The organism is Ruegeria lacuscaerulensis (assembly GCF_013033355.1).
Lineage (GTDB): Bacteria > Pseudomonadota > Alphaproteobacteria > Rhodobacterales > Rhodobacteraceae > Ruegeria > Ruegeria lacuscaerulensis_A.
This window is the reverse complement of record NZ_WQDY01000009.1, coordinates 69,699-95,194: the sequence shown is the minus strand read 5'-3', so window position 1 is coordinate 95,194 and position 25,496 is coordinate 69,699. Positions and strand designations below refer to the sequence as shown.

Annotated in this window: 24 protein-coding genes; 7 read left to right on the top strand and 17 right to left on the bottom strand. The window is 60.2% G+C overall.

What is annotated here, in order from left to right; translation table 11 throughout:
• The first annotated feature begins 35 nt into the window (after positions 1 to 35).
• On the top strand, positions 36 to 1,514 hold the full coding sequence (glpK, locus tag GOW48_RS15780) for a glycerol kinase GlpK (protein WP_170755185.1): 1,479 nt from the start codon (positions 36 to 38) through the stop codon (positions 1,512 to 1,514).
• Positions 1,515 to 1,527: 13 nt separating this feature from the next.
• Here the strand turns inward: glpK and smpB are convergent, their stop codons facing one another.
• From smpB to GOW48_RS15730, 10 genes are all read right to left on the bottom strand, one after another.
• Positions 1,528 to 2,010: an SsrA-binding protein SmpB gene (smpB, locus tag GOW48_RS15775; protein ID WP_170755184.1), complete on the bottom strand. Its 483-nt coding sequence runs from the start codon at positions 2,008 to 2,010 to the stop codon at positions 1,528 to 1,530.
• Between the two features lie 41 nt (positions 2,011 to 2,051).
• Positions 2,052 to 2,594, bottom strand: coding sequence for an isopentenyl-diphosphate Delta-isomerase (gene idi / locus GOW48_RS15770; RefSeq protein ID WP_170355873.1), 543 nt, complete (start codon positions 2,592 to 2,594; stop codon positions 2,052 to 2,054).
• Between the two features lie 152 nt (positions 2,595 to 2,746).
• Positions 2,747 to 3,160 (bottom strand): c-type cytochrome, encoded by a 414-nt coding sequence (locus tag GOW48_RS15765; protein WP_170755183.1) that lies wholly within the window; start codon positions 3,158 to 3,160, stop codon positions 2,747 to 2,749.
• Between the two features lie 113 nt (positions 3,161 to 3,273).
• Entirely contained in the window at positions 3,274 to 4,290 is a 1,017-nt protein-coding gene (locus GOW48_RS15760; protein WP_170755182.1) for a P1 family peptidase, read from the bottom strand.
• Positions 4,291 to 4,371: 81 nt separating this feature from the next.
• Positions 4,372 to 5,115 (bottom strand): SDR family oxidoreductase, encoded by a 744-nt coding sequence (locus GOW48_RS15755; RefSeq protein WP_170755181.1) that lies wholly within the window; start codon positions 5,113 to 5,115, stop codon positions 4,372 to 4,374.
• A gap of 55 nt (positions 5,116 to 5,170) precedes the next feature.
• Positions 5,171 to 5,590 carry an alternative ribosome rescue aminoacyl-tRNA hydrolase ArfB gene (gene arfB, locus GOW48_RS15750; RefSeq protein ID WP_170355867.1) on the bottom strand — a complete coding sequence of 140 codons (420 nt, stop codon included), beginning with the start codon at positions 5,588 to 5,590 and terminating at the stop codon, positions 5,171 to 5,173.
• A 263-nt stretch (positions 5,591 to 5,853) separates the two neighbouring features.
• Positions 5,854 to 6,498, bottom strand: coding sequence for a queuosine precursor transporter (locus GOW48_RS15745; RefSeq protein WP_170755180.1), 645 nt, complete (start codon positions 6,496 to 6,498; stop codon positions 5,854 to 5,856).
• 90 nt (positions 6,499 to 6,588) lie between these two features.
• Positions 6,589 to 7,473 (bottom strand): esterase-like activity of phytase family protein, encoded by an 885-nt coding sequence (locus GOW48_RS15740; RefSeq protein WP_170755179.1) that lies wholly within the window; start codon positions 7,471 to 7,473, stop codon positions 6,589 to 6,591.
• Positions 7,446 to 8,309, bottom strand: coding sequence for a penicillin-insensitive murein endopeptidase (gene mepA / locus GOW48_RS15735; RefSeq protein WP_170355862.1), 864 nt, complete (start codon positions 8,307 to 8,309; stop codon positions 7,446 to 7,448). The genes GOW48_RS15740 and mepA overlap by 28 nt, the downstream gene beginning before the upstream one ends.
• Entirely contained in the window at positions 8,306 to 9,673 is a 1,368-nt protein-coding gene (locus GOW48_RS15730; RefSeq protein ID WP_170755178.1) for an MFS transporter, read from the bottom strand. Before GOW48_RS15730 ends, mepA begins: the two co-directional genes overlap by 4 nt.
• A 129-nt stretch (positions 9,674 to 9,802) precedes the next feature.
• Between GOW48_RS15730 and GOW48_RS15725 the strand changes: the two genes are divergently transcribed.
• From GOW48_RS15725 to yaaA, 3 genes are all read left to right on the top strand, one after another.
• On the top strand, positions 9,803 to 10,090 hold the full coding sequence (locus GOW48_RS15725; protein WP_170355859.1) for a YggT family protein: 288 nt from the start codon (positions 9,803 to 9,805) through the stop codon (positions 10,088 to 10,090).
• 78 nt (positions 10,091 to 10,168) lie between these two features.
• Entirely contained in the window at positions 10,169 to 12,208 is a 2,040-nt protein-coding gene (gene recQ / locus GOW48_RS15720) for a DNA helicase RecQ (protein ID WP_170755177.1), read from the top strand.
• A gap of 33 nt (positions 12,209 to 12,241) precedes the next feature.
• Complete coding sequence (gene yaaA / locus GOW48_RS15715; RefSeq protein WP_170755176.1) at positions 12,242 to 13,012, top strand: peroxide stress protein YaaA; 771 nt, start codon at positions 12,242 to 12,244, stop codon at positions 13,010 to 13,012.
• Here the strand turns inward: yaaA and GOW48_RS15710 are convergent.
• The 6 genes from GOW48_RS15710 to GOW48_RS15685 all read right to left on the bottom strand — a co-directional run bounded on the left by GOW48_RS15710 (position 13,000) and on the right by GOW48_RS15685 (position 22,661).
• A complete protein-coding gene (locus tag GOW48_RS15710) occupies positions 13,000 to 13,464 on the bottom strand; it encodes a VOC family protein (protein WP_170755175.1) in 465 nt (154 codons plus the stop codon). The two genes, yaaA and GOW48_RS15710, sit on opposite strands and share 13 nt — an antisense overlap.
• Positions 13,465 to 13,473: 9 nt before the next feature.
• A complete protein-coding gene (locus tag GOW48_RS15705) occupies positions 13,474 to 15,681 on the bottom strand; it encodes a response regulator (RefSeq protein WP_170755174.1) in 2,208 nt (735 codons plus the stop codon).
• A 302-nt stretch (positions 15,682 to 15,983) separates the two neighbouring features.
• On the bottom strand, positions 15,984 to 18,026 hold the full coding sequence (locus GOW48_RS15700) for a hypothetical protein (protein WP_170755173.1): 2,043 nt from the start codon (positions 18,024 to 18,026) through the stop codon (positions 15,984 to 15,986).
• Complete coding sequence (locus tag GOW48_RS15695; protein WP_170755172.1) at positions 18,023 to 20,785, bottom strand: DUF4159 domain-containing protein; 2,763 nt, start codon at positions 20,783 to 20,785, stop codon at positions 18,023 to 18,025. The genes GOW48_RS15700 and GOW48_RS15695 overlap by 4 nt, the downstream gene beginning before the upstream one ends.
• The gene (locus GOW48_RS15690) at positions 20,782 to 21,657 is read right to left on the bottom strand and encodes a DUF58 domain-containing protein (RefSeq protein WP_170755171.1); all 876 of its coding nucleotides are present in this window, start codon (positions 21,655 to 21,657) and stop codon (positions 20,782 to 20,784) included. The genes GOW48_RS15695 and GOW48_RS15690 overlap by 4 nt, the downstream gene beginning before the upstream one ends.
• Positions 21,654 to 22,661: an AAA family ATPase gene (locus GOW48_RS15685; RefSeq protein ID WP_170755170.1), complete on the bottom strand. Its 1,008-nt coding sequence runs from the start codon at positions 22,659 to 22,661 to the stop codon at positions 21,654 to 21,656. The genes GOW48_RS15690 and GOW48_RS15685 overlap by 4 nt, the downstream gene beginning before the upstream one ends.
• A gap of 52 nt (positions 22,662 to 22,713) precedes the next feature.
• Between GOW48_RS15685 and GOW48_RS15680 the strand changes: the two genes are divergently transcribed.
• The gene (locus tag GOW48_RS15680) at positions 22,714 to 23,304 is read left to right on the top strand and encodes a DUF1285 domain-containing protein (RefSeq protein WP_170755169.1); all 591 of its coding nucleotides are present in this window, start codon (positions 22,714 to 22,716) and stop codon (positions 23,302 to 23,304) included.
• On the opposite strand, the gene GOW48_RS15675 is transcribed toward GOW48_RS15680, so the two are convergent.
• Positions 23,301 to 24,239: a DMT family transporter gene (locus GOW48_RS15675; RefSeq protein ID WP_234899492.1), complete on the bottom strand. Its 939-nt coding sequence runs from the start codon at positions 24,237 to 24,239 to the stop codon at positions 23,301 to 23,303. The two genes, GOW48_RS15680 and GOW48_RS15675, sit on opposite strands and share 4 nt — an antisense overlap.
• Positions 24,240 to 24,412: 173 nt before the next feature.
• Between GOW48_RS15675 and GOW48_RS15670 the strand changes: the two genes are divergently transcribed.
• Together GOW48_RS15670 and GOW48_RS15665 are read left to right on the top strand one after the other, a co-directional pair.
• A complete protein-coding gene (locus GOW48_RS15670; protein ID WP_170755167.1) occupies positions 24,413 to 25,168 on the top strand; it encodes a hydroxypyruvate isomerase family protein in 756 nt (251 codons plus the stop codon).
• A 62-nt stretch (positions 25,169 to 25,230) separates the two neighbouring features.
• Complete coding sequence (locus tag GOW48_RS15665) at positions 25,231 to 25,461, top strand: DUF2798 domain-containing protein (RefSeq protein WP_170356052.1); 231 nt, start codon at positions 25,231 to 25,233, stop codon at positions 25,459 to 25,461.
• Positions 25,462 to 25,496 lie beyond the last annotated feature (35 nt).

Below are 25,496 nucleotides of genomic sequence, written 5' to 3'. Positions count from 1 at the left end.
TCCTGCAAAACCAATACCGGAGGGGGGCGCGGGGCATGACCTATATTCTCGCTATTGATCAGGGCACCACATCATCGCGGGCCATTCTGTTTGACGCTGAAATGCAGCGCGCGGGCACCGCACAGCACGAATTCACCCAGCATTTCCCGCAGGAAGGCTGGGTCGAACACGACCCCGAGGAAATCTGGGACAGCGTTTTGCGCGTCTGCCGCGAAGTGATGGACACCAACGGCGTCACCTCCGACCAGATCGCCGGCATCGGCATCACCAACCAGCGCGAAACCACGGTGGTCTGGGATCGCGCCACCGGGAAACCGATCCACAACGCCATCGTCTGGCAGGACCGCCGCACCGCCGAGATTTGCGCGCGCTACAAACAAGCCGGGTGCGAGGATGATGTGACCGCCCAGACCGGCCTGCTACTGGACCCATATTTCTCGGGCACCAAGGTGAAATGGCTGCTGGATACTGTCCCCGGCGCGCGCGAAAAGGCCGAAGCCGGAGAGCTGCTGTTCGGCACCATCGACAGCTTCCTGATCTGGCGTCTAACCGAAGGCCGCAGCCACGCCACAGACGCCACAAACGCCGCCCGCACCCTGTTGTTCGACATCCACAAAGGCGAATGGAGCACGGAGATCTGTGATCTGCTGGACGTGCCGATGAATATGCTGCCGCAGGTCCATGATTGTGCCTCGGACTTCGGGGAAACGACTCTATTAGGGGGGAATATCCCCATTTTGGGCGTGGCGGGCGACCAACAGGCTGCCACCATTGGGCAGGCGTGTTTTCAGCCGGGGATGATGAAATCCACCTACGGCACGGGCTGTTTCGCGCTGCTGAACACGGGCGACAAACCGGTTGAGTCGAAAAACCGCCTGCTGACTACCATCGCCTACCAGCTGGACGGCAAACGGACCTATGCGTTGGAGGGCTCGATCTTTGTCGCCGGGGCCGCGGTGCAATGGCTGCGTGATGCGTTGCAGATCATCGAAACGGCCCCCGAAAGCGGAGAATTGGCGCAACAAGCAGACCCTAATCAGCATGTCGTGCTGGTGCCCGCTTTTACCGGGCTGGGCGCGCCTTACTGGAAACCTGACTGCCGGGGCGCAGTGTTTGGTCTGACCCGCAACTCAGGTCGGGCCGAGTTCGCCAAAGCCACCTTGGAAAGCATCGCCTACCAGACCCGCGATCTGTGGCACGCCATGCAGGGCGACTGGGGCGCGGATACCGATGTGACGCTGCGCGTCGACGGTGGCGCCAGCGCCTCGGATTGGGCGATGCAGGGTTTGTCGGACTATCTGGGGGCCGAAGTTGACCGTCCGGTGATGCAGGAAACAACTGCTCTGGGTGCGGCGTGGCTGGCCGGAATGCGCGCGGGGGTCTATCCCGATCAGCAAGGGTTTTCGGAAACATGGGCGCTGGATCGCCGGTTTAAACCAGAGATGTCGCAAGAGGACCGCGACGCCGCCTATGACCGTTGGAAACGGGCCGTGTCGGCCGCGATGGCGTTCTGAATCCGGTGAAGGATCAGCTGTGATCCTTCATCAGCCGCTGTTTCTGACGTGACCAGTCGCGTTTGGCTTGCGTCTCACGCTTGTCGTGCAGTTTCTTACCCTTGGCGATTCCAATCTTCAGCTTGGCCCGGCCCTTGTGGTTGAAATACAAAACCAGCGGCACCAGCGTCATGCCCTTGCGTTGAGTAGCGTTCCACAGACTCGACAATTCTTTCCGCGAAACCAACAGCTTGCGACGGCGGCGTTCTTCGTGTTTGAAGACTTTCGCCTGCTCATACGGGGCGATATAGCTGTTGATCAGCCACAGCTCACCGTCGTCGACCGAGGCATAGCTTTCGGCAATGTTCGAGCCACCTGCGCGCAGGGATTTGACCTCGGAGCCTTCCAGCATGATGCCGCACTCTATATCCTCTTCGATCGCGTAATCGAAGCGGGCCCGCCGGTTTTCGGCGATGACTTTGTAATTCGGGTCGGTCTTCTGCTTTTGCTTGGCCATGACGCGTTGATTTAGGCGGCTTGGGGCGGCCTTGCAAGCCCTCAGGTCTTGGCCGAGATGATCAGGTCGGGGCCGAAAATCGTGTCGGCGTGGTTGTGCAGATAAATCTTGAGCCAGGGCGTGAATCGCGCGGGGTGGCGCTGCACCTCGGCCAGAAGGTCGTGATAGTCGATCCAGCGGATATCCATCACCTCATCTGGGTTCGGTTCGATCTGCAATGGCCCACGTACATGGGCGAGGAACACGTCCACCACCTCATGCTCGATCATCGAATTGCCCACATCAGCGTGGTATTCCAGCCGGTGGCGATATTCTGGATAAAGCCCGGTAATCCCCAACTCTTCGCGCAGGCGGCGCACCGCGCATTCCGAGGGCGTCTCACCCCAGTCAGGATGGGTGCAGCAGGTATTCGCCCACAGGCCCGGCGTGTGGTATTTGCCCATCGCCCGACGTTGCAGCAAAATCTCGGTCCCGCGCACGACAAAGACCGACACCGCCTTGTGCCGCAAACCCTTTTCATGCGCTTCAAGCTTGTCCACGGGGGTCAACTCGCCATCGACCCAGGCCGGGATCATGATTCCCATCTTTCAACTCCTGCTGCCTGCCCGACGGACAGGTCGGACTCGTTCGGCTGCGTACTTCCAAGGTGGCGATGTTGAGCACTCTTATCAATCGCACGAAAGGCCGCAGGGGGACTGCGGCCTTTCGATGAATCTCAGTAGATCGGTGTCAGATATTATTCGCCCGAAACGCTGACGATATAGGCATAGACGTCTTCACCGCCAGATTTCAGCCGGAAGGTCATTTTCGACTTGGCCGCTGTGTCATCCAGATAGGTTTTCAGGAAGGCTTTGGGGTCCTGAGAGTACTCGACAAAGGTTGTCTCATCCCAGACCAGACCGTTTTCACCTGCGGCCACGATGCTGTCACCGTATTTGAAGTCTTCAACCGTGCCAGCAGTGCGGCCCGCGATACCGTACAGGTTCGGGCCGGTCTTGCCACCTTTAACGATCACTTCGCCATCCGGATCAGCGATCATGTGGCAGGATTTGCACTTGTTGAAGGCTTTCTTGCCAGCTTCTGCGTCACCTTCAGCATAGGCAGGAAGGGCCAGAAGGCCGACAATTGCAGTCGCGAGAATGCGATTCATGGCTTTTGCTCCGATACATATTGGCTGCACCGAATGGAACGCCGGCACAGAAAAGAGTCAACGCGCAGATTGCCGCGCAACGACACAGTGTCACAACCCGACTTTAGTCGTCCTTAACCAAAGTCGTGCGTCTGTGACCAACATGGCAGCAGATCGCCCAACTCGGGTGTGGCCAGATAGACGGCGCGGGCAATGGCCCGTGCAAGGCAGATCGAGGCCGTGTGGCCGATCAGCGCCAGATCCGCATCCGACGTCAGGGGTCGCGCGCCGGTGCTGACTCCAAAGACCAGATCGCCATCTCCGGGGGTGTGGGCGGGCAGGATCGCACGGGCGATGCCGTCATGAGCCGCAACCGCCAACCGCTGACATTGCGGTTTCGATAGGGTTGCATCCGTGGCGACAATGGCGATGGTTGTATTGCCCTTGTCAGGTGCTGCCGGGTGCATGACCTGCGCCTTGAGGCTGGGCGCGGGCTGTCCAAGCCCCGAGGTCGGATCAGGCCCTAAATCGCCGAATTCGCCGCCCTGTTCGAACGGGGCGGCCCAGAAATGACGGTCGCTGGCCGTGGTGACACTGCCCAGCGGGTTGGCGGCAACCAATGCGCCGACAGTGACACCGTTTTCCAGCACCACCGAGGCAGAACCCAGCCCGCCTTTATGTCGGGCGGCCAAAGCTCCTGTGCCTGCGCCCGCTGTGCCCAGCGCGAAATCAGAGGCTGCGTTTTCGAACGCGGTGCGTCCCAGCGCGCGATAAGGGTTCTCGGTCCATGTCTTATCACCCCCGTTCAGCAGATCGAACAAGATGGCTCCGGGAACGATGGGGACGATGGCGGGGCCGACGACAAAGCCCCTGCCTTCCGCGCGCAAGGCGTCTGAGACACCCGAGCACGCGTCCAACCCAAAAGCCGAACCGCCAGAGAGGGTGATCGCATCCACCCGCTGCACCGATTTGTCCGGGGCCAGCAGGTCGGTTTCCCGTGTCCCAGGCGCACCGCCCATCACATGTACCGAGGCGGTAAAGGGCGCGTCCGCCGTCAGCACTGTTGTGCCGGATTTCAACGCGCCGTCTTGCGCGTTGCCGACGCGCAGGCCGGGGATATCGGTGATCAGGTTTTTCGGTCCGGGCGTCATTTCTAGGTAATCGTGTGGGGAGGGGAAGCGCGCAGGCGCGCTGCCTCCGGCGGAGATATTTTTGGCCAGATGAAGAGCGGATCAGATACAGCGGCCACCGTCGACCTCCAAAGCTGTGCCGGTGATCATGCTGGCCTCGTCCGAGCACAGGAACAGGGCGGCGTTCGCCATATCCTGCGGGGTTGAGAAGCGGCCCAGCGGGATGGTGGACAGAAATTTGGCACGGATTTCGGGGGTGTCCTCGCCCATGAAGGATTTCAGCAACGGAGTCTCGCCCGCTACGGGACAGATGGCGTTAACGCGAACGCCTGATGGGGCAAGTTCGACGGCCATGGTTTTGGTGGCGGTGATCATCCAACCTTTCGAAGCGTTGTACCAGTTCAGGTTCGGGCGCGGTGACAGGCCCGCCGTCGAGGCCACGTTCAGGATTGCACCCGCGCCGCGCGCCTTCATATGCGGAACAAAAGCGCGCGCTGTCAGGTAGACGGATTTCATATTCACGTTGAAGACACGGTCGAAATCATCTTCGGACACGTCCTCGAGCGGGGTTGGCAGATGGGTGACGCCCGCATTATTGACAAGAATATCGACGGGGCCGAACGCATCGCCGGCCGCATCGGCCATGGCCTGAACTGAGGCCGCGTTGGCCACATCGACCGTTTGGGCGGTGGCGTTTTCGTGCTGTTGCGCCAATGCCTGCGCCGCATCGCCATTGATATCGGCGATCATGACCCGTGCGCCTTCTTCAAGGAACCGCTCGACGATACCGGCACCAAAACCCGACGCGCCGCCGGTGACGATTGCGGTCTTGCCCTGAAGCCTCATGGTCTTGCCCTCCCGTTTGGAGGTCAGACTAGCAAGGCGCGGGGAAACTGCCAGTTCAATCTTCGCTGACCCGCCCACGCAGCGCCTTGACGTCTCCGCGCGCTTTTTTCGCCGCCAGCCGCCGTTTGACCGAGCCATAGGTGGGCTTGGTCGCAACCCGTCGTTTAGGCTTGACCAGTGCGCGGGCGATCAGCTCGGCCAGACGGGCACGGGCCAACTCGCGGTTGCGGGCTTGGCTGCGGGTTTCCTCGCACTGGATGATGATCGCGCCCTCTTTAGTCCAGCGTCGCCCGGCCAGCTTTTTCAGCCGGTTTTTCACCGGATCAGGCAGCGACGGAGACCGCGCAGCTTCGAACCGCAGCTCAACGGCAGTTGAGACCTTGTTCACGTTCTGCCCGCCGGGACCGGAGGACCGCACAAAGCTTTCGGTCATTTCCCAGTCTTGCAGAATGATATCGTCGGTGATGCGCAACATAGGCGCGACCTTAACTGCCCGAGCACAAAACAAAAAGGGCCGCCCCGGCGGGACAGCCCTTCGAAAGTTCAGGAGGTTGGGTCGGTTAGATCAATCGACCAGCCGGAGCGAGCGCTCCGCCAAGGGCTGCCCTAACAGGCGATCCCCCCGGTTGTTCCGACACCTCTCTCCAATCTCTTTCTCGACACTGGATCACCTCCTTATCTATCTGTTGCGGTTGATAAGGATGGTGACACAAGATGCGCCAATCTCCAAACGTTTTTTTACGCAGGCTGTGCGGTCAGGCGCGAGACGATCACTTTGAACGGGATTAGCGCGATCATGGCCAGCGACAGTTTCACCAGCCAATCCGCGAAAGCCAACGTCACCCACAGGGGGGCCATTGGACCGGTCAGCATGAAGGGTACCGGCTCCCACGCCCAGTTGATCGCGGCGTCGGCATTGGCGCCAAACACGGTGATCGAGGCCGAGAACGCGATGGTGAAGAACAGCGCCGTATCCAGCGCCGATCCGACCAGGGTCGAGACCAGCGGCGCGCGCCACCAGCGGCCTCCGCGCATTGCATTGAACACGGTGACGTCGGTCAGCTGCGCGATCAGGAACGCGGTGCCCGAGGCCACGGCGATGCGCAGCGGCACGGCGGCATAGGTGAACCCGTCGCCCTGCAGCATGATCTGGCTGCCGATCAGCGAGCAGATGATACCGGTGATGAAACCTGCGAACACAACCTTGCGGGCCGTGGCCACGCCGTAGACGCGGTTCATGATGTCTGTGACCAGAAAGGCCAGCGGATAGGTGAAAGCACCCCAGGTCAACAGCCCGTCAAAGATCAGGAACTGGACCAGAATGTTCGAGGCCACGACGATGGCGGCCATGGCAAGAATGCCGGGAATATAAGCGCGTTGCATATTTTGATGCCCGTTTTGTCAAGGTAGCGGCGACTTGGCCAGGGGGTATCCCAAGGCAAGCCGTGCGTTTAGACGTTTGGGGGACCTAAGTCAATCGGGCAGCAGGTATTCCACCAGCTCGGTGCGTTGTAAGGCCAGGAAGTTGTCATCCGAGATCATCGTTGCCCGCAGCCGCCCCTGATCGTCGCGCCAGATGGACAGACCTTCCAGGTTGTCATGCGCGCCGGTGCCGGTCTGGAACAGGGTTTCTTCGGTCTGAGGCCCGTCTGCGTCAATCTGCCAGCGCCGCAACCGGGATTTAAACCCCGTCCACCCCAGCGCCCGTTCCAACACGTAAAGCCTGCCGTCGGGGTCGAAATCGGCCGATACAGGCAGGAATTTTCCGCTCTGCGGCAGCACAAACGGTGTCGACCACGCTTGCCCATCCCAGCGATAGACGGGGATGTCGCCATGCGGAGTCCGGCTTTTCTCGGGCATGGTGTAAAGCTGACCTGCAGCGTCAATTGCCAAAGCTTCGAAAGACCCGTTCAGGTCATGGGTTTGGAATGCTTGCGACCGGGGTAGCACACTGGCTTTGGCACTTGGGGCGCGATAATGCGCCACGCGGTGCAGGGCCTCGAATGAGATGTAAAAGCTGCCATCGGACGCAAAGGCGATACCCTCGGAATCGCCAACCCTTCCTGTCAAAGGTCGCCCCTTGCTGGACAGAACCGGCCAGTGGCCTGTGATTTGGATATCTCGGATACCGTTCTTATCCCGCGCAATGGTCGCGCTCACCAACGTCGCCCGATCGCTAAGCACGACCATCTTGCGGCCACCCTCTGACATCTGCAGGGCCGAAAACCCGCCGAACCAATCAGCGGTGTGACGCCACACATGGCTTTGCAGATGGATCGCGGACTTGACCTCGACCGCTGTTGCTGCCCCCGCAAAGGGCAGCGCGCAGATCAGTTGGATTGCAGAACGGCGGCGCATTGCTGAGGCAGATCGGCCAAACGATATTCACGCCGGGGCTTCGGTGCAGGCGCATTGGGATCGGGCGGAGGCGGGTTGAGAATGTTGTTCACCCATTGCTGCGCTTGATCACAGCCATCGCCCTTGGGTGGCGGGTCCTGATTGACGCATCCTTTCGAACCACGCGGACAGGCCAGTCGAACATGGAAATGATAGTGATGCCCCCACCATGGCCGAATTTTTCGCAAATAGGCGCGGTTGCCCTTTTCATCCTTGCACATTTGCACCTTGGCGCCAGGAAAGACAAAAATCCGCGCCACGCGCTTGTCCTTGGCGGCGGCTTTCAGGATCTCGTGGTGTTGTCGGGTCCAGTTGTCATTCACAAAGGCCCCTGCGGACCGGCGCAGGGAAATTGACGAGATGTTCTCGCGCGCTTTGCGCCCCAGTCGCATGTTGTCGCCGGGCAGCATCCAGATGTCGATATCGAGGCCCAACTGGTGCGAGCGGTGACCGGATGTCATCGGCCCGCCCCTCGGCTGGCTGATATCCCCGATATAAAGCCCATTCCAGCCTGGCTGTTTCGCAGCAAACCGGCTGAGATCCTGCACATAGTCGATCGCCACTGGGTGCCCCCAGTTGCGGTTGCGCGACAGGCGCATGGCCTGCCACGTGGGTCCAGTTTCGGGCAGCTGCACCGAACCGGCGGCACATCCGCGCGAATAACTGCCGAACGCGGCTGGTTTTTGCTGCGAACTTTGCTTTTGCGCCCCGAAAAGCTGTTTGGCCAGCGGCTGTGCGCCCACTGCGCCTGCCCATGCTATGGCCGCCAATACGGTCAAAAAACGTAATAAAATCATCTGCTCTGATCCCCTTCCGGTTTAACCCAGCGCATTAGGAACAAGCCCAGAATAAACAAAGCAATGATCGGTGACACCCCCAGACGCGCACTTCCTGTGGCCGCCGTGACAATCCCCACCAACAAAGGCGCGGCAAATGCGGTGGCCCGGCCCGACAGGCCATACAGGCCAAAGCTCTCGACCGGGGCTTTTGGGTCCGTGTGGCGCACCATTAACGACCGGCTGGCCGATTGCAGGATGCCCCCCATACCGCCGATCAGGACGCCACAACCAAAGAACACCATATCCGGCAGGCCCGACCCTTCGGGCAAAGCAATGCCGTAAATCTGTGTCCGGTCCATCGACACCACTGTGATACAGACAAAGATCAGCACCCAGATCGCGATCAAAATCACTGGTTTAGGGCCGTATTTCTTGTCCGCCTTGCCCCCGATCCACGCAAAGATGGCCGAGGCCAGAACGCTGACAATCCCAAAAACGCCGATCTTGATCAGATCCCATTCCAGCACCAACCGCGCGTAAACGCCACCAAAGCTGTAAAGCCCGTTCAGCGCATCGCGGTAGAACATGGATGACCCCAGATAGGTCGCCAGACTGACCCGGTGCCGCAGATCCGAGATGGATTTGCCCAGCAACCGCAGCGCCTCAGCCAGGCTACCTGTTTTCTCGGTCTGCGGATCGTCGCGAACCCACAAGAAATAAGGCGCCATAAACAGCACGAACCACAACGCGGTGAAGGGGCCGACAAAGCGCGTCCCCTCCTGCGCGGCGGCGTCTAATCCAAAGGCCGGGTCCAGACCGATCAGTGTTTTGCCATTGGGCTGTTCCACAAACAGCAGCAACATAATCGCCAGCGAGATCAGCCCGCCGAAATAACCGAAGGCAAAGCCCGATCCCGAAATCTCACCCACTTCGCTGTCATCGCCCAGATCAGGCAATTGCGAATTGATGAAGATCAGCGCGTATTCCGCCCCCACAAAGCCCAGACCAAAGGCCGATAGCATCAGCCACATGTTCGACCCATCAGGCAGCGTGTACCACAGCGCAGCCGAGCCCACCGCATACATCACCGAGAACGCAAATATCCATGGGATGCGCCGCCCAGATACATCCGCCATAGCGCCCAACAAGGGGGCACCAAAAGCGATGATCAGCCCGGTGATCGTCAGGCAATTGGCCCAAACCGTTTGCGCCCGCGCGGCGGCGGCCTGTGCATCCAGCCCGGTGCCGCTGAAGTACCCCGCCGCAACGCCTGCAAAATAGGGGCCAAATACAAAAGTGACCAGCAATGTGTGATAGGGTTGACTGGCCCAGTCAAAAAACCACCAGCCCCAGATGCGCTTGCGCTTGGAAATCTCTGCCATGACTGCCCCTGTTATCGTTGTCTTTATAAGACGGGGCTTTACCCCAATTCGCAAGGGTTGTGTTGGCGCGGGCTTGCTCTTTGACGCCGGGGCGCTTACGTCTCGACAAAGCAATACCCCGGAGGCCCCATGCTGTCGCTGATCCAAATCCTTCTGCTGATCCTGGACATTGTCTGGTTCATCATTCTGGCCCATGTGATCATGAGCTGGCTGATCAATTTTCAGGTGCTAAACCTGCATCAACAGCTGGTGGCGCAAATCTGGTACGGCCTGAACCGCATACTCGAGCCGATATACGGCCCGATCCGCCGTATCCTACCCAATATGGGCGGGCTGGACCTGACGCCTCTGGTCGTGCTGGTCGGCGTCTATGCGGCGCGGATCATTCTGATCAACAATATGGTCTATTTCGTCTGACCTCTTGTTCACCGAATCTTAGTATGTGATTGTCCTGTCTTAAGAGCAGATAAACCTTAAAACAGGGCAACCCCGCAGATGTTCGACTCCGCGCCTTTGCTGCGAGATGTCTTTGGATTCGACGATTTCCGACCCGGTCAGGAAGAGATCGTCGACGCCGTGACGGCAGGCGAGAACGTTCTGGCCATCATGCCCACGGGTGGCGGCAAATCCCTGTGTTTCCAACTACCTGCCCTGCTGCGCGACGGCGTGACGGTGGTGATTTCCCCCCTGATCGCCCTGATGCGCGATCAGGTGCGCGGGTTGCAAGAGGCCGGGGTTGAGGCTGGCGCGCTGACCTCGGGCAACACTCCCGAAGAAACCGATGCGGTTTGGCAGGCGTTGGAGGCCGGGCGGCTGAAACTTCTATACATGGCCCCCGAACGTCTGGCCGCCGGGTCGGCATTGGGGATGCTGCGCCGGATCAATGTCAGCCTTATTGCGGTGGACGAGGCGCATTGCGTCAGCCAATGGGGCCATGATTTCCGCCCCGATTACCTGCGGATCGGAGAGCTGCGGCGCGCGCTGAACGTCCCCTTGGCAGCCTTCACCGCCACAGCGGATGCGGAAACGCAGGATGAGATTGTCGAGAAACTGTTCGATGGCACTGCGCCGCGCAAGTTCCTGCGCGGGTTTGACCGGCCCAACATCCATCTTGCCTTTGCCGCCAAAGATGGCCCGCGCAAACAGGTGCTGGAGTTCGCCGCCGCGCGCAAAGGGCAATCCGGCATCGTATATTGCGGCACCCGCAACAAGACCGAGGTGCTGGCGCAGGCCCTGCGCGCCGAGGGGCACTCAGCCTGTCACTATCACGGCGGTATGGAGCCCGAAGATCGCCGCATTGTCGAAACCCGCTTTGCGCGCGAAGATGGGCTGATCGTGGTCGCGACCGTCGCCTTTGGTATGGGCATCGACAAACCCGACATCCGCTGGGTCGCCCATGCGGACCTGCCCAAGTCCATCGAGGCCTATTATCAGGAGATCGGCCGCGCGGGCCGCGACGGCGGCCCGGCCGAGACTCTGACCCTGTTTGGACCCGATGACTTCCGCCTGCGCCGCTCGCAAATCGACGAAGGGCTGGCCCCGGCTGAACGGCGTATGGCCGACCATGCCCGTCTGAATGCTCTGCTTGGGTTGGCCGAGGCGCTGGTCTGTCGCCGTCAAACCCTGCTGGGCTATTTCGGCGAAAAGGCCGAGCCCTGCGGCAAATGCGATCTCTGCGACACCCCGCCCGAAGTGTTCGACGGCACCACCCCCGTCCGCATGGCCTTGTCTGCCATCTTGCGCACCGAGGAATGGTTTGGATCGAGCCATCTGATCGACATCCTGCTGGCCAATGAAACCGACAAGGTCCGCGCGCGGCGGCATGACGCCCTGTCCACATGGGGCATTGGCAAGGACTGGTCCCGCCCGCAATGGCAGGCGATTTTCCGGCAGATGATGGGACATGATCTGGTCCGTCCCGATCCCGACCGCCACGGCGCGCTGCGCATGACCAAGGCCGCCAAGCCGATCCTGAAGGGCGAGGCGCAGATCAACCTGCGCAAGGACACTATCCGCAAAGCCACCCGGCGCCCCGCCGTCAAGGCTATGGTGGCCGAAGAAGACGCGCCGCTGCTGTCGGCGCTCAAGGCCAAACGCCGCGCGCTGGCAGAATCCCAACGGGTTCCGGCCTATGTCATCTTTCCCGACCGCACCCTCATCGAAATGGCGGAAACCCGCCCGATGACGCTGGACGATATGGCCCGGATCGGGGGTATTGGCGCGAAAAAGCTGGAACGCTATGGCGATACTTTCCTTGAAGTGATCGCGGGTGAGGCCGCCGCCCTGCACCCGGCCCGCCGCAAACTGGCCGGGCGCGATCAGGGCGAGATTTACGACCAGCTTCTGGCCGCACAGAATGACCTGACCCGCGGGCCGGACGGGATCGACAAACCGTTGACATGTTCGGCCTCGCAACTGGCCAAGGTGGCCCAACTGCGGCCCGGCGATCAGCGCGGGCTGGAACAGGTGCTGGGCGGCCGTCGTCACGAAAGGTTTGGCGCTGCCTTTCTGGACGTGCTGGAACAGGCGGGCTAAATACGCCCTATCAGGCAAGGAGTAAGGGCGGATATGCTGGTAGTGATTTCCCCGGCCAAGCGGCTGGACTGGGCCGAGCGCGATGTGACGGTCACCCAACCCGATTTTCAGGACGACGCGATCCGGCTGTCGAAAACCGCCCGCAACCTGACGCTGGGCGATCTGAAAAAGCTGATGGACCTCAGTGATGATCTGGCACGCCTGAACCGCGACCGCTATCGCACCTTTTCTGATGCGCCCGAGGCCGATCTGACCCGCCCCGCAGCGCTGGCCTTTGCCGGTGACACCTATCAGGGGCTTGAAGCCGCATCTTTGGATGCAGATGAAATGGCACGGGCACAGGATCACCTGCGCATTCTGTCGGGGCTTTACGGCGTGCTGCGTCCGCTGGACGCCATTCAGGCCTATCGGCTTGAGATGGGCAGCAAGCTGAAAACCCGGCGCGGCAAGAACCTGTATGAATACTGGCGCGATCAGCTGAGCAAGGCTTTGAACGCGCAGGGCGCGCAGATTGGGTCGGACGTGCTGGTGAACTGCGCCAGTCAGGAATATTTCGGCGCGGTTGATCCCAAAGCGCTTAAACTGCGGGTGATCACTCCTGTGTTCATGGAGGACAAGGCGGGCACCCCCAAGATCGTCAGCTTTTTCGCCAAGAAAGCGCGCGGGGCCATGGCCCGCTATATCATTCAGTACCGCCTAACCGATCCGGCTGGTCTGTTGGATTTCAACACTGGCGGATATGCCTATCGTCCCGACCTTTCGTCTGACGATAAACCGGTCTTTGTGCGCCCCTATTCGTCCTGATTCAGCATTGAAGGATCATAGGCTACCAACTCCACAGTGTTGCCCTCGGGGTCTTCGGTGAAAATCCCTCGCCACCCGATCCAGCCGAACTGCTCAACCCGGTAGGGTTGGCCCATTTTGTCATACCAGCGCATCACGGCCTCTTGCTCCTCGAACGGTAGCGACAGCGCGATGTGGTGCAGCGATGATCCGGCCCCTGTGGCAGGTCGGTCGGCAGCGCTGGGGTGCAGCCCCGGTCGTGGGGCGGCAGCATAATGGAACAGGGCCAGCACCTGCGTATGACCTGCAAAGCCTTCGGCAATGCGGAAAAAGGTGATGGCGCTGTTGTGGTCGCCGCTCAGGCGCTGCAGGCCGATGACGTCTTCGTAAAATGCCACCATCGCCGCCATATCAGCGCAGCGGATGGCGATCTCGCCCAAGGCGCGAGGGTGAAAGCCGCGGAGTTCAGTCATTGTGAAAGCCTAGCCCGGCACATACGCCTCGGCAATCAACGGGTGTGTCCCATCAGGTTGGTGGTTTTGGATCATCTGATGAATTTTCCGCTTTTGCAGCGGCTTGGTCAGATAATGGTCCAACCCTGCCGACAGGATACCCTGATCATCTCCTGCCATTGCATGCGCAGTCAGGGCGATGATGGGAACGTGGCGGCCCGTCTCAATCTCTCGTCGTCGGATTTCTGCCGTCGCCTGTTTGCCGTCCATGCCTGGCATAGATATGTCCATGAAAACAAGATCGGGGTCGAAGTCCTGATAAGCCTCAACAGCCTCAGTCCCGTTTTCTGCAAAGCGCAGATCGATGTTCAGATCTTTGACCATTTTTTGCAGGATCAACTGGTTGGTCCTGTTGTCTTCGGCGGCCAGAACCCGCATGAGCCGTTTTTGCGACCCGTTGGACAAGGAAGCCGCTATGATTGTAACAGGCGGCACGTCATCCGTTTGCGCTGCGCGACCCAAAGCGGTCAGTCGCGAATAGAGTTCGGCTCTGGGTATGGGTTTCTGCAGAACACCTTCAATAAGATGGCGGGCTGGATTGGCGTGGATCATAGCTGGGTTGGCCGACATCAGGACAATGGGCAGGTCGTCCCATCCCCGATCTTTGAGTGTGGTGGCAAGCTCTATTCCATCCATGTCAGGCAGATCGTGATCGCACAGAATTAGTCCCACGCTGTCGTCAATCTTCGACAACGCTTCGCTGCCAGAGCTACAAACCGTTACCCGAGCGCCCAGACGACTGAACTGTTTGGCCAGGATGGCACGGTTTACAGCCATATCTTCGACCACGATGACGTGCCTCGGCCCCTCCGCCAGATCAGGCGGTTCGGGCTGGGGGCCTTCAATTGTCGGCAGAGAAATTCGGAACCCGAAGCACGAGCCCTCGCGTGGTTCACTTTCAACCCAGATCGTGCCACCCATCAAAGCGATCAACCGTTTAGTGATGGCCAGACCCAACCCTGTTCCTTCAAACTGCCGGTTGCGTTCATCCTCGACCTGGTTGAATTCACCAAAAATATGGTCAATTTTCTCGGCATCGACACCTATCCCGGTGTCCTCGATTGCCAAATGGATATCGCAGGTGCGCAGATCCGTATTGGGTACTCCTGTTACCCGAATGAGCACATGACCGTGTGACGTGAACTTAACTGCGTTGCCAACCAGATTGGTCAAAACCTGACGCACGCGCCCCGGATCCCCCACGAAAAGAGTAGGCAGGAACAGGTCGTAGTCGACCAGCAATGTCAGCCCCTTGTCCCGAACACTGGGCTGCAGCAGCATAGATACTTCCAGTATGCATCGCTCAAAATCGAATTGTTCGGGATGCAGGATCAGCTTGTCAGCTTCGATCTTCGAATAGTCCAAAACATCATTGATGATGACCAACAACGCCTCGCCGGAATTGCGGATAGTATTGAGATAGAGCCTTTGTTCTTCATCCAGTGGCGTTTCCGACATCAGTTCAGTCATGCCCACGATACCATTCATCGGGGTTCTGATCTCGTGGCTCATATTTGCCAAAAACGCAGACTTTGCGCGGTTTGCGGCTTCAGCCCTTTCACGTGCGGCTTTCAGCTCGGCCTCGTGTTGGACCGACGCAGAAATGTTCAGCGCCAGGCTGACCACGTCCCCCCCGTTGCCGCGCTGGTCAATCAGTTTGAAGTAGTGGCCGTTCCAAAGGCGAATAATTTCAGGCTCGGGGTTCGTTTTCGCCCACCTGGCCTGCATTCGCCGTATCCAATCGCACGCAGCCTCATCGCCAAGATCAATCAATCCCTCGGTCGTGAGAATTTCCAGAATACGGGGATAGGCGATACCGGGCGCAACCTCGTCAATACCTTCGAACACACTCAGGTAGGCCGTGTTCGCTCCGATCAGGCGATTGTCGCCATCGAAAAACGCAAACCCGTCATGGAATGTCTGTATCGAATGCCACAGCCGACGCTCGGCCACTTCGATCTTGGCATTGGCCAGCGTCAGATCAGATTTGACCTTTTCGTTCTCATCGCGAACGGTCTCAACCTCGGCCTGCGTTTCGCCAATACGTTTGGTCAGGGCCATCGCGTGCAAGCCAAGTTTGCGATTGGCCGCCGACAGCTCGGCCTGTTTCATCTCAAGCAACCGTTCGGCAGCCAGCCGCGCGCGTCTTTCCTGTGCCAGTTTTGTTGCAAGACTCATCCGTGACGATCCCAAAGCATTTCCAACCCAGCATCGCGGCAGAGCGTGAAGAAGTGTTTAAGCCGTCACCTGAGCAGCTGATCGTGGATCAGGGATTGGATGAAACCTAAGGAGCTTCATGCCGCGCACAGAAAATTGTCAGCCATCGGCCCTGTCGCTCGACGCTGTCAGAATGCGTAACAGACGGCCAGATCGGTTTGCCCAAGCTTGCATGCCAAATACTCTGACCACCCTGTTGCCAGCGGGCGGAACGACGCTCGGTGCTCTGACCAAACGGGGCCTTGTCGTCAGAGACTTCGGGATCAACGCCGCCCTTCGCGCATCCATCCACCAATCAGGAAACCGCCAGCCAACAGCAAAACCAACCATGGCGGCAACAATCCGGCCTGAGTCACATCCCGCGTTTCATAAGCGTTGCGCGGCGTCAGGCCGATCCAACCGCGACCCGAGGCCGGTCGACCGGCCCGCACATTGCGGATTGACGGCATACCATCCTCGATCCGGATGGTGCCTCCGCGCAACTCCGCCAGAATAGGGTCCAGCACCTCCGAGGTGGCAATCGTGCGCTCGAACTCTTTTGGCGCGGCCGGGCCAAGGCCGATCACCGCCGAGTGCTCACCCTCCTGCAAACGGTAAAGGCCAATCTCAGGCCCGTAATATTGCGCTTCGAACCGACCGGGTGAGACCTCGTCCAATGTCACCTCAAGCGTTTCGCCATTGGGTTGCGTGACAGTGACCGGGCCAACTTCATCTTCCAAAGTTTGGCGAATAATGCGCATGACTTGGCCGTTGGCTTCGGCCCACAGGGCCTCTTCTTCCAGCTCGGGCTCTTTCATCATCCAATGCGCCAGACGGCGCAACAGTTCTAACTGCGGCCCGCCGCCTTCGAAGCCGCGACTCCACAGCCAGGCGTGATCCGAGGCCAGCATGGCCACGCGACCCTCGCCCACCCGGTCCAGCACCAACAATGGCCGGTCTTCCACTCCGGTCATCAGCACGTCACCCTTGCGTTGCTTGACGTCGATCTGGCGTAACCACGCCCCCCATTGATCCGAGTCGCCCAAATCGGTCGTCACCGGATGCCTGCGACCCAGATCACTTACCATCGGAACAAACCGCTCCTCGATCACACGCGCGGTCGGCTGTGCGGGAAGTATGGGCGCAAGCGGAGATCGAAAGATACTGTCGGCGCTGGCAAAATCCGGCCCCGCGGCGATCAGCACAGCGCCACCTTCGTTGATATAGTTGCTGACATTGTCCAGATAGATCGCCGGAAGAATGCCGCGACGCTTGTAGCGGTCAAAGATGATCAGGTCGAAATCGTTGATCTTCTCGAGAAACAGCTCGCGCGTTGGAAAAGCGATCAGCGAAAGTTCGTCAACCGGTACACCGTCCTGTTTCTCGGGTGGGCGCAGAATGGTGAAATGCACCAGATCAACCGAGCTGTCGGATTTCAGCAGGTTCCGCCAAGTCCGCCCGCCGGGGTGCGGCTCGCCCGAGACCAGCAGCACCCGCAACCGGTCGCGCACACCGTTCATTTGGATCAGCGCTGTATTGTTGCGGTCGGTCAGCTCGCCCTCGGCCTGTGGTACCGTGAACTGCAGAACATTGCGCCCGCCATGGGGCAGAGTGATGGGCAACTCGACATCGACACCGATGGGAATGGTAAATTGCTCTGCCTCGGCGCCATCGACCGAGATTTCTAGCGGGGCGGTTGCCGCACCCGCCGGAGCGGCACCGCTGTCTTCGACCCGCAATGTCAGGGTGACGGGCTCGCCGATAATGGCAAAGGCCGGAGCGTTACGAACGATCAGACGACGATCCCAATCATCGGCACGTCCCGTCTGCAAAAGGTGCATCGGCGCAGGAAGGTCCGGCGCCTGCTCTGCGTCGTGGATGATACCGTCCGAGACGACCAGAATGCCCGCAATTCTGGCGCGGGGCTCTTCGGCGAGCGCTTCGTTCAGCGCAGCCATGACCTGAGTACCCTCGTCGCCCTCGCCGTCGCCAACTTTGATACGACGCAGTTCGGTATTGTCGCGAGACTCGATCTCGGCGGCCAGATTATCGACAGTTTGGACCGTTTGTTCAGCCCGATCCGACAAAGTCTGGCTGGCGCTTTCGTCTTCGATCATCAATACGATGTCGGTCAGCGGAGCGCGATCTTCGACCTGATAAACGGGCCCAGTCAATGCCGCGACCACCACTAGCGCCGCCAAACCACGCAACGCCCAGCCCGACAGCCCACGCCACAGGGCCAACGCCACACCCGCCACGGCAATGGCAGCCACAACCGCCAAAACCGTCCACGGGATCAACGGATCAAAAAGTACGGTTCCGGTCATTGTCCCAACCTGTCTAGCAGCGCAGGTACATGTACCTGATCCGATTTGTAGTTTCCGGTCAGCACATGCATCACCAGATTGACCCCGAAGCGGTTGGCCAGCTCACGCTGACGTTCCCCGGCATAGCCGCGCCCAACGGGCAAAAGCGCCTGACCATTTCGATCCACGGCCCATGCCCCGGCCCAGTCATTGCCGCCGATCACCACAGGCGTCACGTTGTCGTTGAGGTTCCTGAACGGCATCCCGTCGATCTGCTCGGCATCCAGCGGTGCAGACTCGACCCAAACATCCGTGCTTGCATACCGACCGGGAAAATCCTGCAGCAGATAGAAGGTCCGCGTGAGCACATGGTCACGGGGAATAGGTTCGAGCGATGGGATGTTCAGCGGTCCTGCCAGTTGCTGCAACTTGCGGCCATTGGGACTGGCGGCGCCGAACCGCGCCACATCTGAATCGCGCGTGTCAAACAGGATCATCCCGCCCGACCGCAAATAGGCGTTCAGCTTGGAATATGCCTCGGCCGAGGGTTGCGGTTGATCCGGAGTGATCGGCCAGTATAGCAACGGGAAAAAGGCTAGCTCATCACGTTCCAGATCCACTCCGATTGGGTCGGCCGGTTCGACCGATGTACGGTAGAACAGCGTCTGCGCCAGCCCGCGCATGCCCGCGCCTGCGATATCGTCAACCTCTGCGTTGCCCGTCAACACATGCGCCAGCACCAGCTCGGTCGTGGCATTCAAGGCAAACTCGGTATCTTCGGGCGTCTGCGCCTGCGCGTCCGGCGCAATCAGTACAGCGCCCAGCGCCACAGCCGCAGCGCGGGCCAATCCCAGACGTCCTGACAGCGCAAGTGACGCTATAACATCCAACGTCAGCAGCAAAAGCGCGAGGCTCAGGAGGATACCGCCGATCGGGGTCTCGGTACTGATCTCTTGCCCCTTGATCGGCACATCTGCTGGCCAGGAAATAGGGGTCAGAGCCGCATCCTCGGTCAGAACGTTCAGCGCCAGCTTTTGTTTACCACTTTCATACAGCCCCGGACGCAGATCCGGGCCGATCTGGCCCGAGACAAGATCGACACCGTCCACACCGGACAGGTTGCCCGCATCCGTTAGGGCACCAAAGCCATCCATTACCTGAATCGGCTCCCACGTGGTGCCCTGCAACTGTGACTCTTGCCGTGACTTGGCCGCCGACGCGACCGCCAGACGGTCCAGCATTTCGACGAACAGACCCGACAGCGGCAGACTGGACCATTCCGCATCTGCAGTCACATGAAACAGCACCACCTGACCCAGACCCAAAGCCTTGCGCGTCACCAGCGGTGTGCCATCCGAAAGCGAGGCAATCACCCGATCCGCCAGATTAGGGTCGGGTTGGGCCATTACTTGCGTGGTCACCGAAACGTCCGACGGCACCTCGAGCCCGTAAAAGGGCGATTCTTCCGGGAACGGAGCCAGCCCCTTGGCCTCGCCCCAGCTCATCGCACCTCCGACCGAGCGGCCCCCGCTGCGCAGGCGCACCGGCAGCAAAGCATCCTCGGCGTCGCGACCCAGATCGCTGGCGGCCATACGTGGCCCGGCAAAGCGCAACAGCAACCCGCCCTGTTCAACCCATTCGACCACGGCCTCTTGCTCACCCGCGGACAGTTTCGCCACATCAGCCAGAACGATCACGTCCGGGTTGGCGGGCAAAACGTCCAGCAAACCACCCTCGACGAAATCTGCCGTTGGGATCAGCACCTGCGTCAGGTAGTGCAGCGGTGACAACAGCTCGAGCCCTTCGCGGTTCAAGGTGCCGGCGATCAGGGCAACTTCGCGTCGCCGCAGGCTGTCATCGGTCAGTGTCAAAGCGCCGGCCGAGCGTTGGCCCTGGATTTCGAACCGCGTGATGCGGGCGCGCAACTCGGACGGTAAGGAAAGATCGACCTGGGCCTGTGTTTCACCGCTGTCGAACGTCATATCCACCGACTGCAGAACACGCATCGCACCGGCTGGATCGCGGCCCTGTGCTAGAACAGAGATTTCCTCAGCCGGTCCGGCCTCAGACCGTTGCGCGGTCAGTTGTATAAGCCCGTCCTGATAAGACGCCGGCAGGATCGCAAATACAGGCGAGGCAGACTGATACACCGTCACTTCGCCCCGCCGCTGCAACTCTGCAAGGATCGCGTCATACCCGTCATAGTCCAATCGGTCGCTGAACCAATGCGTATCGAACCCGCCATCTAGCTGGTTCAACGCAGCAGCGCTTTGTTCTATCTGGATCTCGGTTGGCTGCCACGGGGCGGGCGCCAGACCGGGCAACCTGCCGCGCCAGTCTTCGGCAGACTGGAACACCGGCATCTCAGGTTGGGTCAGGCTCAGGATTGCAACGGTCCGCCCAGCGCGCCCAGCCTCAGCCAGTTGCGCATCGATCTGGTCCAGCGTCGACGGCCACTGCGTGGCCCCGGCCCAACTGGCATCCAGCACCAACATCAACGGTCCTGACCCGGCTTGATCACGCGAGGGGTTCAGAACCGGACCTGCAAGCCCGATGATGATCGCCGCAGCTGCCAGCATTCGCAACAGCAATAGCCACCAGGGTGTCCGATCCGAGACGCTTTCTTCATCTTTCAAGCCCAGCAACAACGTCACCGCCGGGAACAACCGACGGATCGGCGCAGGTGGCACAGCACGCAGGATCAGCCACAGGATCGGCAAGGTCAGCAAACCCAGCAGCACCCAAGGCGCAGTAAAGCCAATACCCGCCAAAACCGTCATACAGACCCCCGATCCAACGCACGATAGAGCCACAGTAGAGCCGCCTGCGCGCTGTCACCCGTGTGGTGCAACCCAAGCTGCCAACCGGTCGCGCGGCACAACTGCGTCAGCGCATCCTTGCGTTTGGCAAGCCGATCCAGATAGCGATCGCGCAGCTCTCCGGCTTTCAATGTCTCGTGGCGGGTCGTGCCGCCGACGCTTTCGAATATTGTCCGACCGCGATAGGGAAAACTTTCCTCGTTTGGGTCCAGAACCTGCAACAGAACACCGCGCACGCCCCGGTCGGCAGCCTTGGTCAGGGCCAGTTCGACCTCATCCATCGGTCCGAGAAAATCGGAAATGAACACAGCCCGCGCATGTGGTATCATGGCGCGGTGTTCGGGCGGCGCATAATCGGCCTCGGCATCTTCGGACCAGGCCTGCGCCAGCCGCACGATTTGTGCGTTGCCGCGCCGTGGCGGTAGGGTGGTGCCGGTCAGGCCCACGCGTTCTCCGCCTCGCACCAGCAGGATGGCCGTGGCCAGCCCCAGCAGACGCGCACGGTCGGCCTTGGTCGGGTGGTTCTTGTCAGACGCAAATCGCATCGAGGCACCCTGATCGACCCACAGCATCACCGATTGCGCAATCTGCCATTCGCGTTCGCGCACAAATTGCTGATCCCCGCGCGCCGAGCGGCGATGGTCGATCATCCGACGGCTGTCCCCGATCTGAGCCGGGCGGTACTGCCAGAAATCATCACCCAGACCCGACCGCCTGCGCCCGTGATCGCCCAGCAGAACGGTTCCGGCCAGATGCTCAGCCCGCGCCAACAGCGGCGGCAGCCGAGACGCCTCGGCCTCGGATCTTTCACGAAGGGTTAGTGCAGCATTCACGCCGCAGCCTCGGTGCGGATCAAGCCGGCAGCGGTGCTTTCGATCAGATCAGCAAGGCTGTCCCCGCGCGCCCGGGCGGCAAAGTTCAGCGCCATCCGGTGGCTGAGCACAGGGCGCGCCATATCCAAGACGTCCTCGGCATTCGGGGCCAATCGTCCCTGCAACATCGCCCGCGCGCGCACTGTCATCATCAGCGCCTGCGCCGCACGTGGACCCGGCCCCCAAGCGACCGTTTCCGCCACCCGTTCGGACACGCCAGCCTCATCCGGGCGGAAGGCGCGAACCAGATCGAGGATCAGCTCAACCACCGAATCTCCGACGGGCATGCGCCGCAACAGAACCTGAGCGGCCAGCAGCTCTTCTTTGGTGAAAATCTCATGCGCGTCATCTTCTTCGACGCCCGTGGTGGCCAGCAGAATGTCACGTTCGGTCTGGCGATCGGGGTATTCCACGTCGATCTGCACAAGGAAGCGGTCCAACTGCGCCTCGGGCAGCGGATAGGTGCCTTCCTGCTCAATCGGGTTCTGCGTCGCCAACACGTGAAAGGGCGTACCCAGCGAGCGATCCTCGCCCGCCACTGTCACCGTACGCTCCTGCATCGCTTGCAGCAGTGCCGATTGCGTTCGGGGGCTGGCGCGGTTGATCTCATCCGCCATCAGCAACTGGCAAAAGATCGGACCCGAAATAAAGCGGAAATGGCGGCTGCCATCTTCGGCGGTATCCAGAACCTCGGACCCCAGAATGTCGGCAGGCATCAGGTCCGGCGTGAACTGGATGCGGTTGCCGTGCAGGCCCATTACGGTCGACAGCGTTTCAACCAGTCGCGTCTTACCCAGACCGGGCAGACCGATCAGCAACGCATGCCCGCCGCACAGCAGCGCGGTCAGGGTCAGGTCCACGACCCTTTCCTGTCCGATAAAGCGACGGGTGATCGAGGCCTTCGCCTCTTGCAGTTTCGATTCCAGCGCTTCGATCTCGGACACGAGGTCGGCAGGTTCGGTCATGACTTTCCCTTCCGTGGACTATTATAAGCAGAGTGTATCGCGCTGAGAGGAAATGGCAAAAGCAATGAGCGGACAAAAACCTGTGACCCCGTCACCAGATGGCATTGAAGCATCAGTCAAAGCTGCCAAAACGCGGGGTTCGCCGCCGGTTCACCTTTGGAATCCTCCGTTTTGTGGCGATCTGGACATTAATGTCGCCAAAGATGGCTCGTGGTCTTATCTAGGGTCGCCGATCAACAGGTTCGAGCTTGTGAAGCTGTTTTCGTCAATTCTTAAGAAAGAAGACGGAAAATATTACCTCGTCACCCCGGTCGAGAAGGTGGGAATCACTGTCGAGGACGTGCCTTTCGTAGCCGTCGATTTCGAGGTCGAAGGCAGCGGCGAGACGCAAAAGCTGACATTCACCACACATGTGGGCGACACGGCAGTCGCAGGTGCGGACCATCCGCTCCGGATTGTCATTGATACCGAAACAGAGGAGCCTGCCCCCTATATATTGGTACGCGCAAACCTAGAGGCGCGGATCGACCGCAAAAGTTTTTACCGGCTGGTCGACATCGCCGAGCATAGTGGTGAGTGGTTCGGCGTCTGGTCCGGCGGGCAGTTTTTCCATCTGATCCGCTCGGATGATCTACCGGATTAAACCACCTGCGCTCGACGCTCTTGCGCCAGTATCACGGCCACTGCCACGATCCCCGCGCCCAGCGCACGGGTCCAGTTCCACTCCTCGCCCAGCACCAGCATGATCAGCATCACGTAAAATGGCGCGATATTGATGTGGAATGAGGCCAACGCAACGCCGATCTTGCCCACGGATGCGATGAAAAACACCTGGCTCAACCCCATGGAGATCAGCGCATAAATCACCAGCATCCCCGCCTGCTGCATGTCGAGTGCGGTTGTAGGCATCACCTCCATCCCCATCTGCGCGGCACCGGCGAACAACACGGCAGCGGTTCCCAGCCCCCCGACAAAGGTGATGGTGCTGCGCCCTGTCTGGCTGAGATCGGGGAAATCCCGCGCAATCGCCATGCTGGCCCAACAGAACAGGCCCGTGGACGCAATGGCGCAAACCGCACCCAAGCCCAGCTGCGCCGGGGCCACCGCGCTGGTGGCAATTAAACCACCGACAATCGACACGATCACGCCCAACGCAAAATTCCACCGCAGCCGCCGTGCGCCCGTCGCCACTTCTAATACCGTTGCGAACAAGGGCGCGCAGGATGCGATGATCGCCACGGTCACGGGATCGGTTAGCTTCTGCGCGAGGATGATCAGGAACATTGCCACGCCCAGCGTGCCGCCGACCCGCATCGCATGACCCCAACGTGCTCGCAGCACACGGGTCGGGCCGTCAAACAGCACCCAGATCGGCACCATAACCAGCACCGCCAACGCCAGCCGCGCCACCAGCAACGCGACCGGAGGCCAGCTTTGCAGCAGCACCTCAGCCGCCGGAAACCCTGCCGCCCACGTCAGCATACTGGCGACCGCCAAGCCATTGCCCGATAAGGCAGAACTGCGCCCGGCAGACACAGAGAGAGCGTTCCCGCGCACGGGGTCAGGGCTCATCGCCATGGTGTCAGACCTTCTGTTGGATCGGCGACCGGAAATGATTCGCCGCATTGTCCCGAATGTCTCTGATCTGCGCCGGGCGTTCTGGCCGATTTTCGACAATCTGTCGTTTTCAGGCCCTTTCACCGCCAAACCCGGCCCGCTAAGGTCCAGCCACCATCAAACCGGGTCTGATCATGCCGAAATTTGCCGCCAATATCTCATTGCTGTTCGCCGAACTGCCCTATCTCGACCGGTTCCAAGCGGCGGCTGAGGCCGGGTTCAAAGCCGTCGAAATCCTGTTTCCCTATGATTTGGCCGCCAAGGAAACCCGCCGCGCCCTGCTGGCCAATGGGCTTGAACTTGTGCTGATCAACGCCCCGCCGCCCAACTATACCGGCGGGCAGCCGGGCTATGCGGCCGTACCAGGCGGCGAAGGGCGATTTCAGTCCGATATCCGCCGGGTGATACGCTATGCGGAAGTGCTGAAACCGGGGCTGATCCACATCATGTCGGGCTATTCTTCGGGCCCTGATGCGCTTGAGACGTTTGTGCGTAACCTGCAATGGGCCGCCGATGCAGCGCCACAGCAGCAGTTCACGATCGAGCCGCTGAACCCTGTCTCGCAACCGGATTACTTCCTGAACGACTACGCGCTTGCCGCCGAGGTTCTGACCCAGGTAGACCGCCCCAATATCGGCCTGCAATACGACAGCTTTCACGCGCATATGATCCATGGCGACGCGCTGGAAATCTGGAACCGCTATCGCCCACATGTTGTTCATGCTCAGATCGGCGCCGCACCGAACCGGGCTGAACCGGGCAAAGGCCCAACGGACTTCGCGGCCCTGTTCGCGGCAATGGACCAACATGGGTACACAGGTTGGGTCAGTGCCGAATACACCCCGTCCACGCAAAATTCCGCAGACAGTCTTGGTTGGATGACCCCATAACTCTGGATTCTTGACAAAAAATCCAGCAAATGAAGAACGTCTCGACTTCGAAAGCGCCCTCAATGATACCAGCCCGTTTCGCCCACGCCCTTTTCGGTCTGATCATGTCAGGACTGATGTCCTGTATCGTTACAGGTATCGCAACCGTCAAGGCAGTTGGTTTTGGTCCCACCACCCTGGGTGACTGGTTCGGGTCCTGGGCCTTTTGTTGGCCCATCGCATTTCTTGTTATTCTAAGCCTTGGACCTTTCGTCAAACGTATGGTCGAAGGTTGGGTCAAGACGCAGGATTGACCCGCTGCAAAGAGGGCCCGCCGGGCCTGATGAGC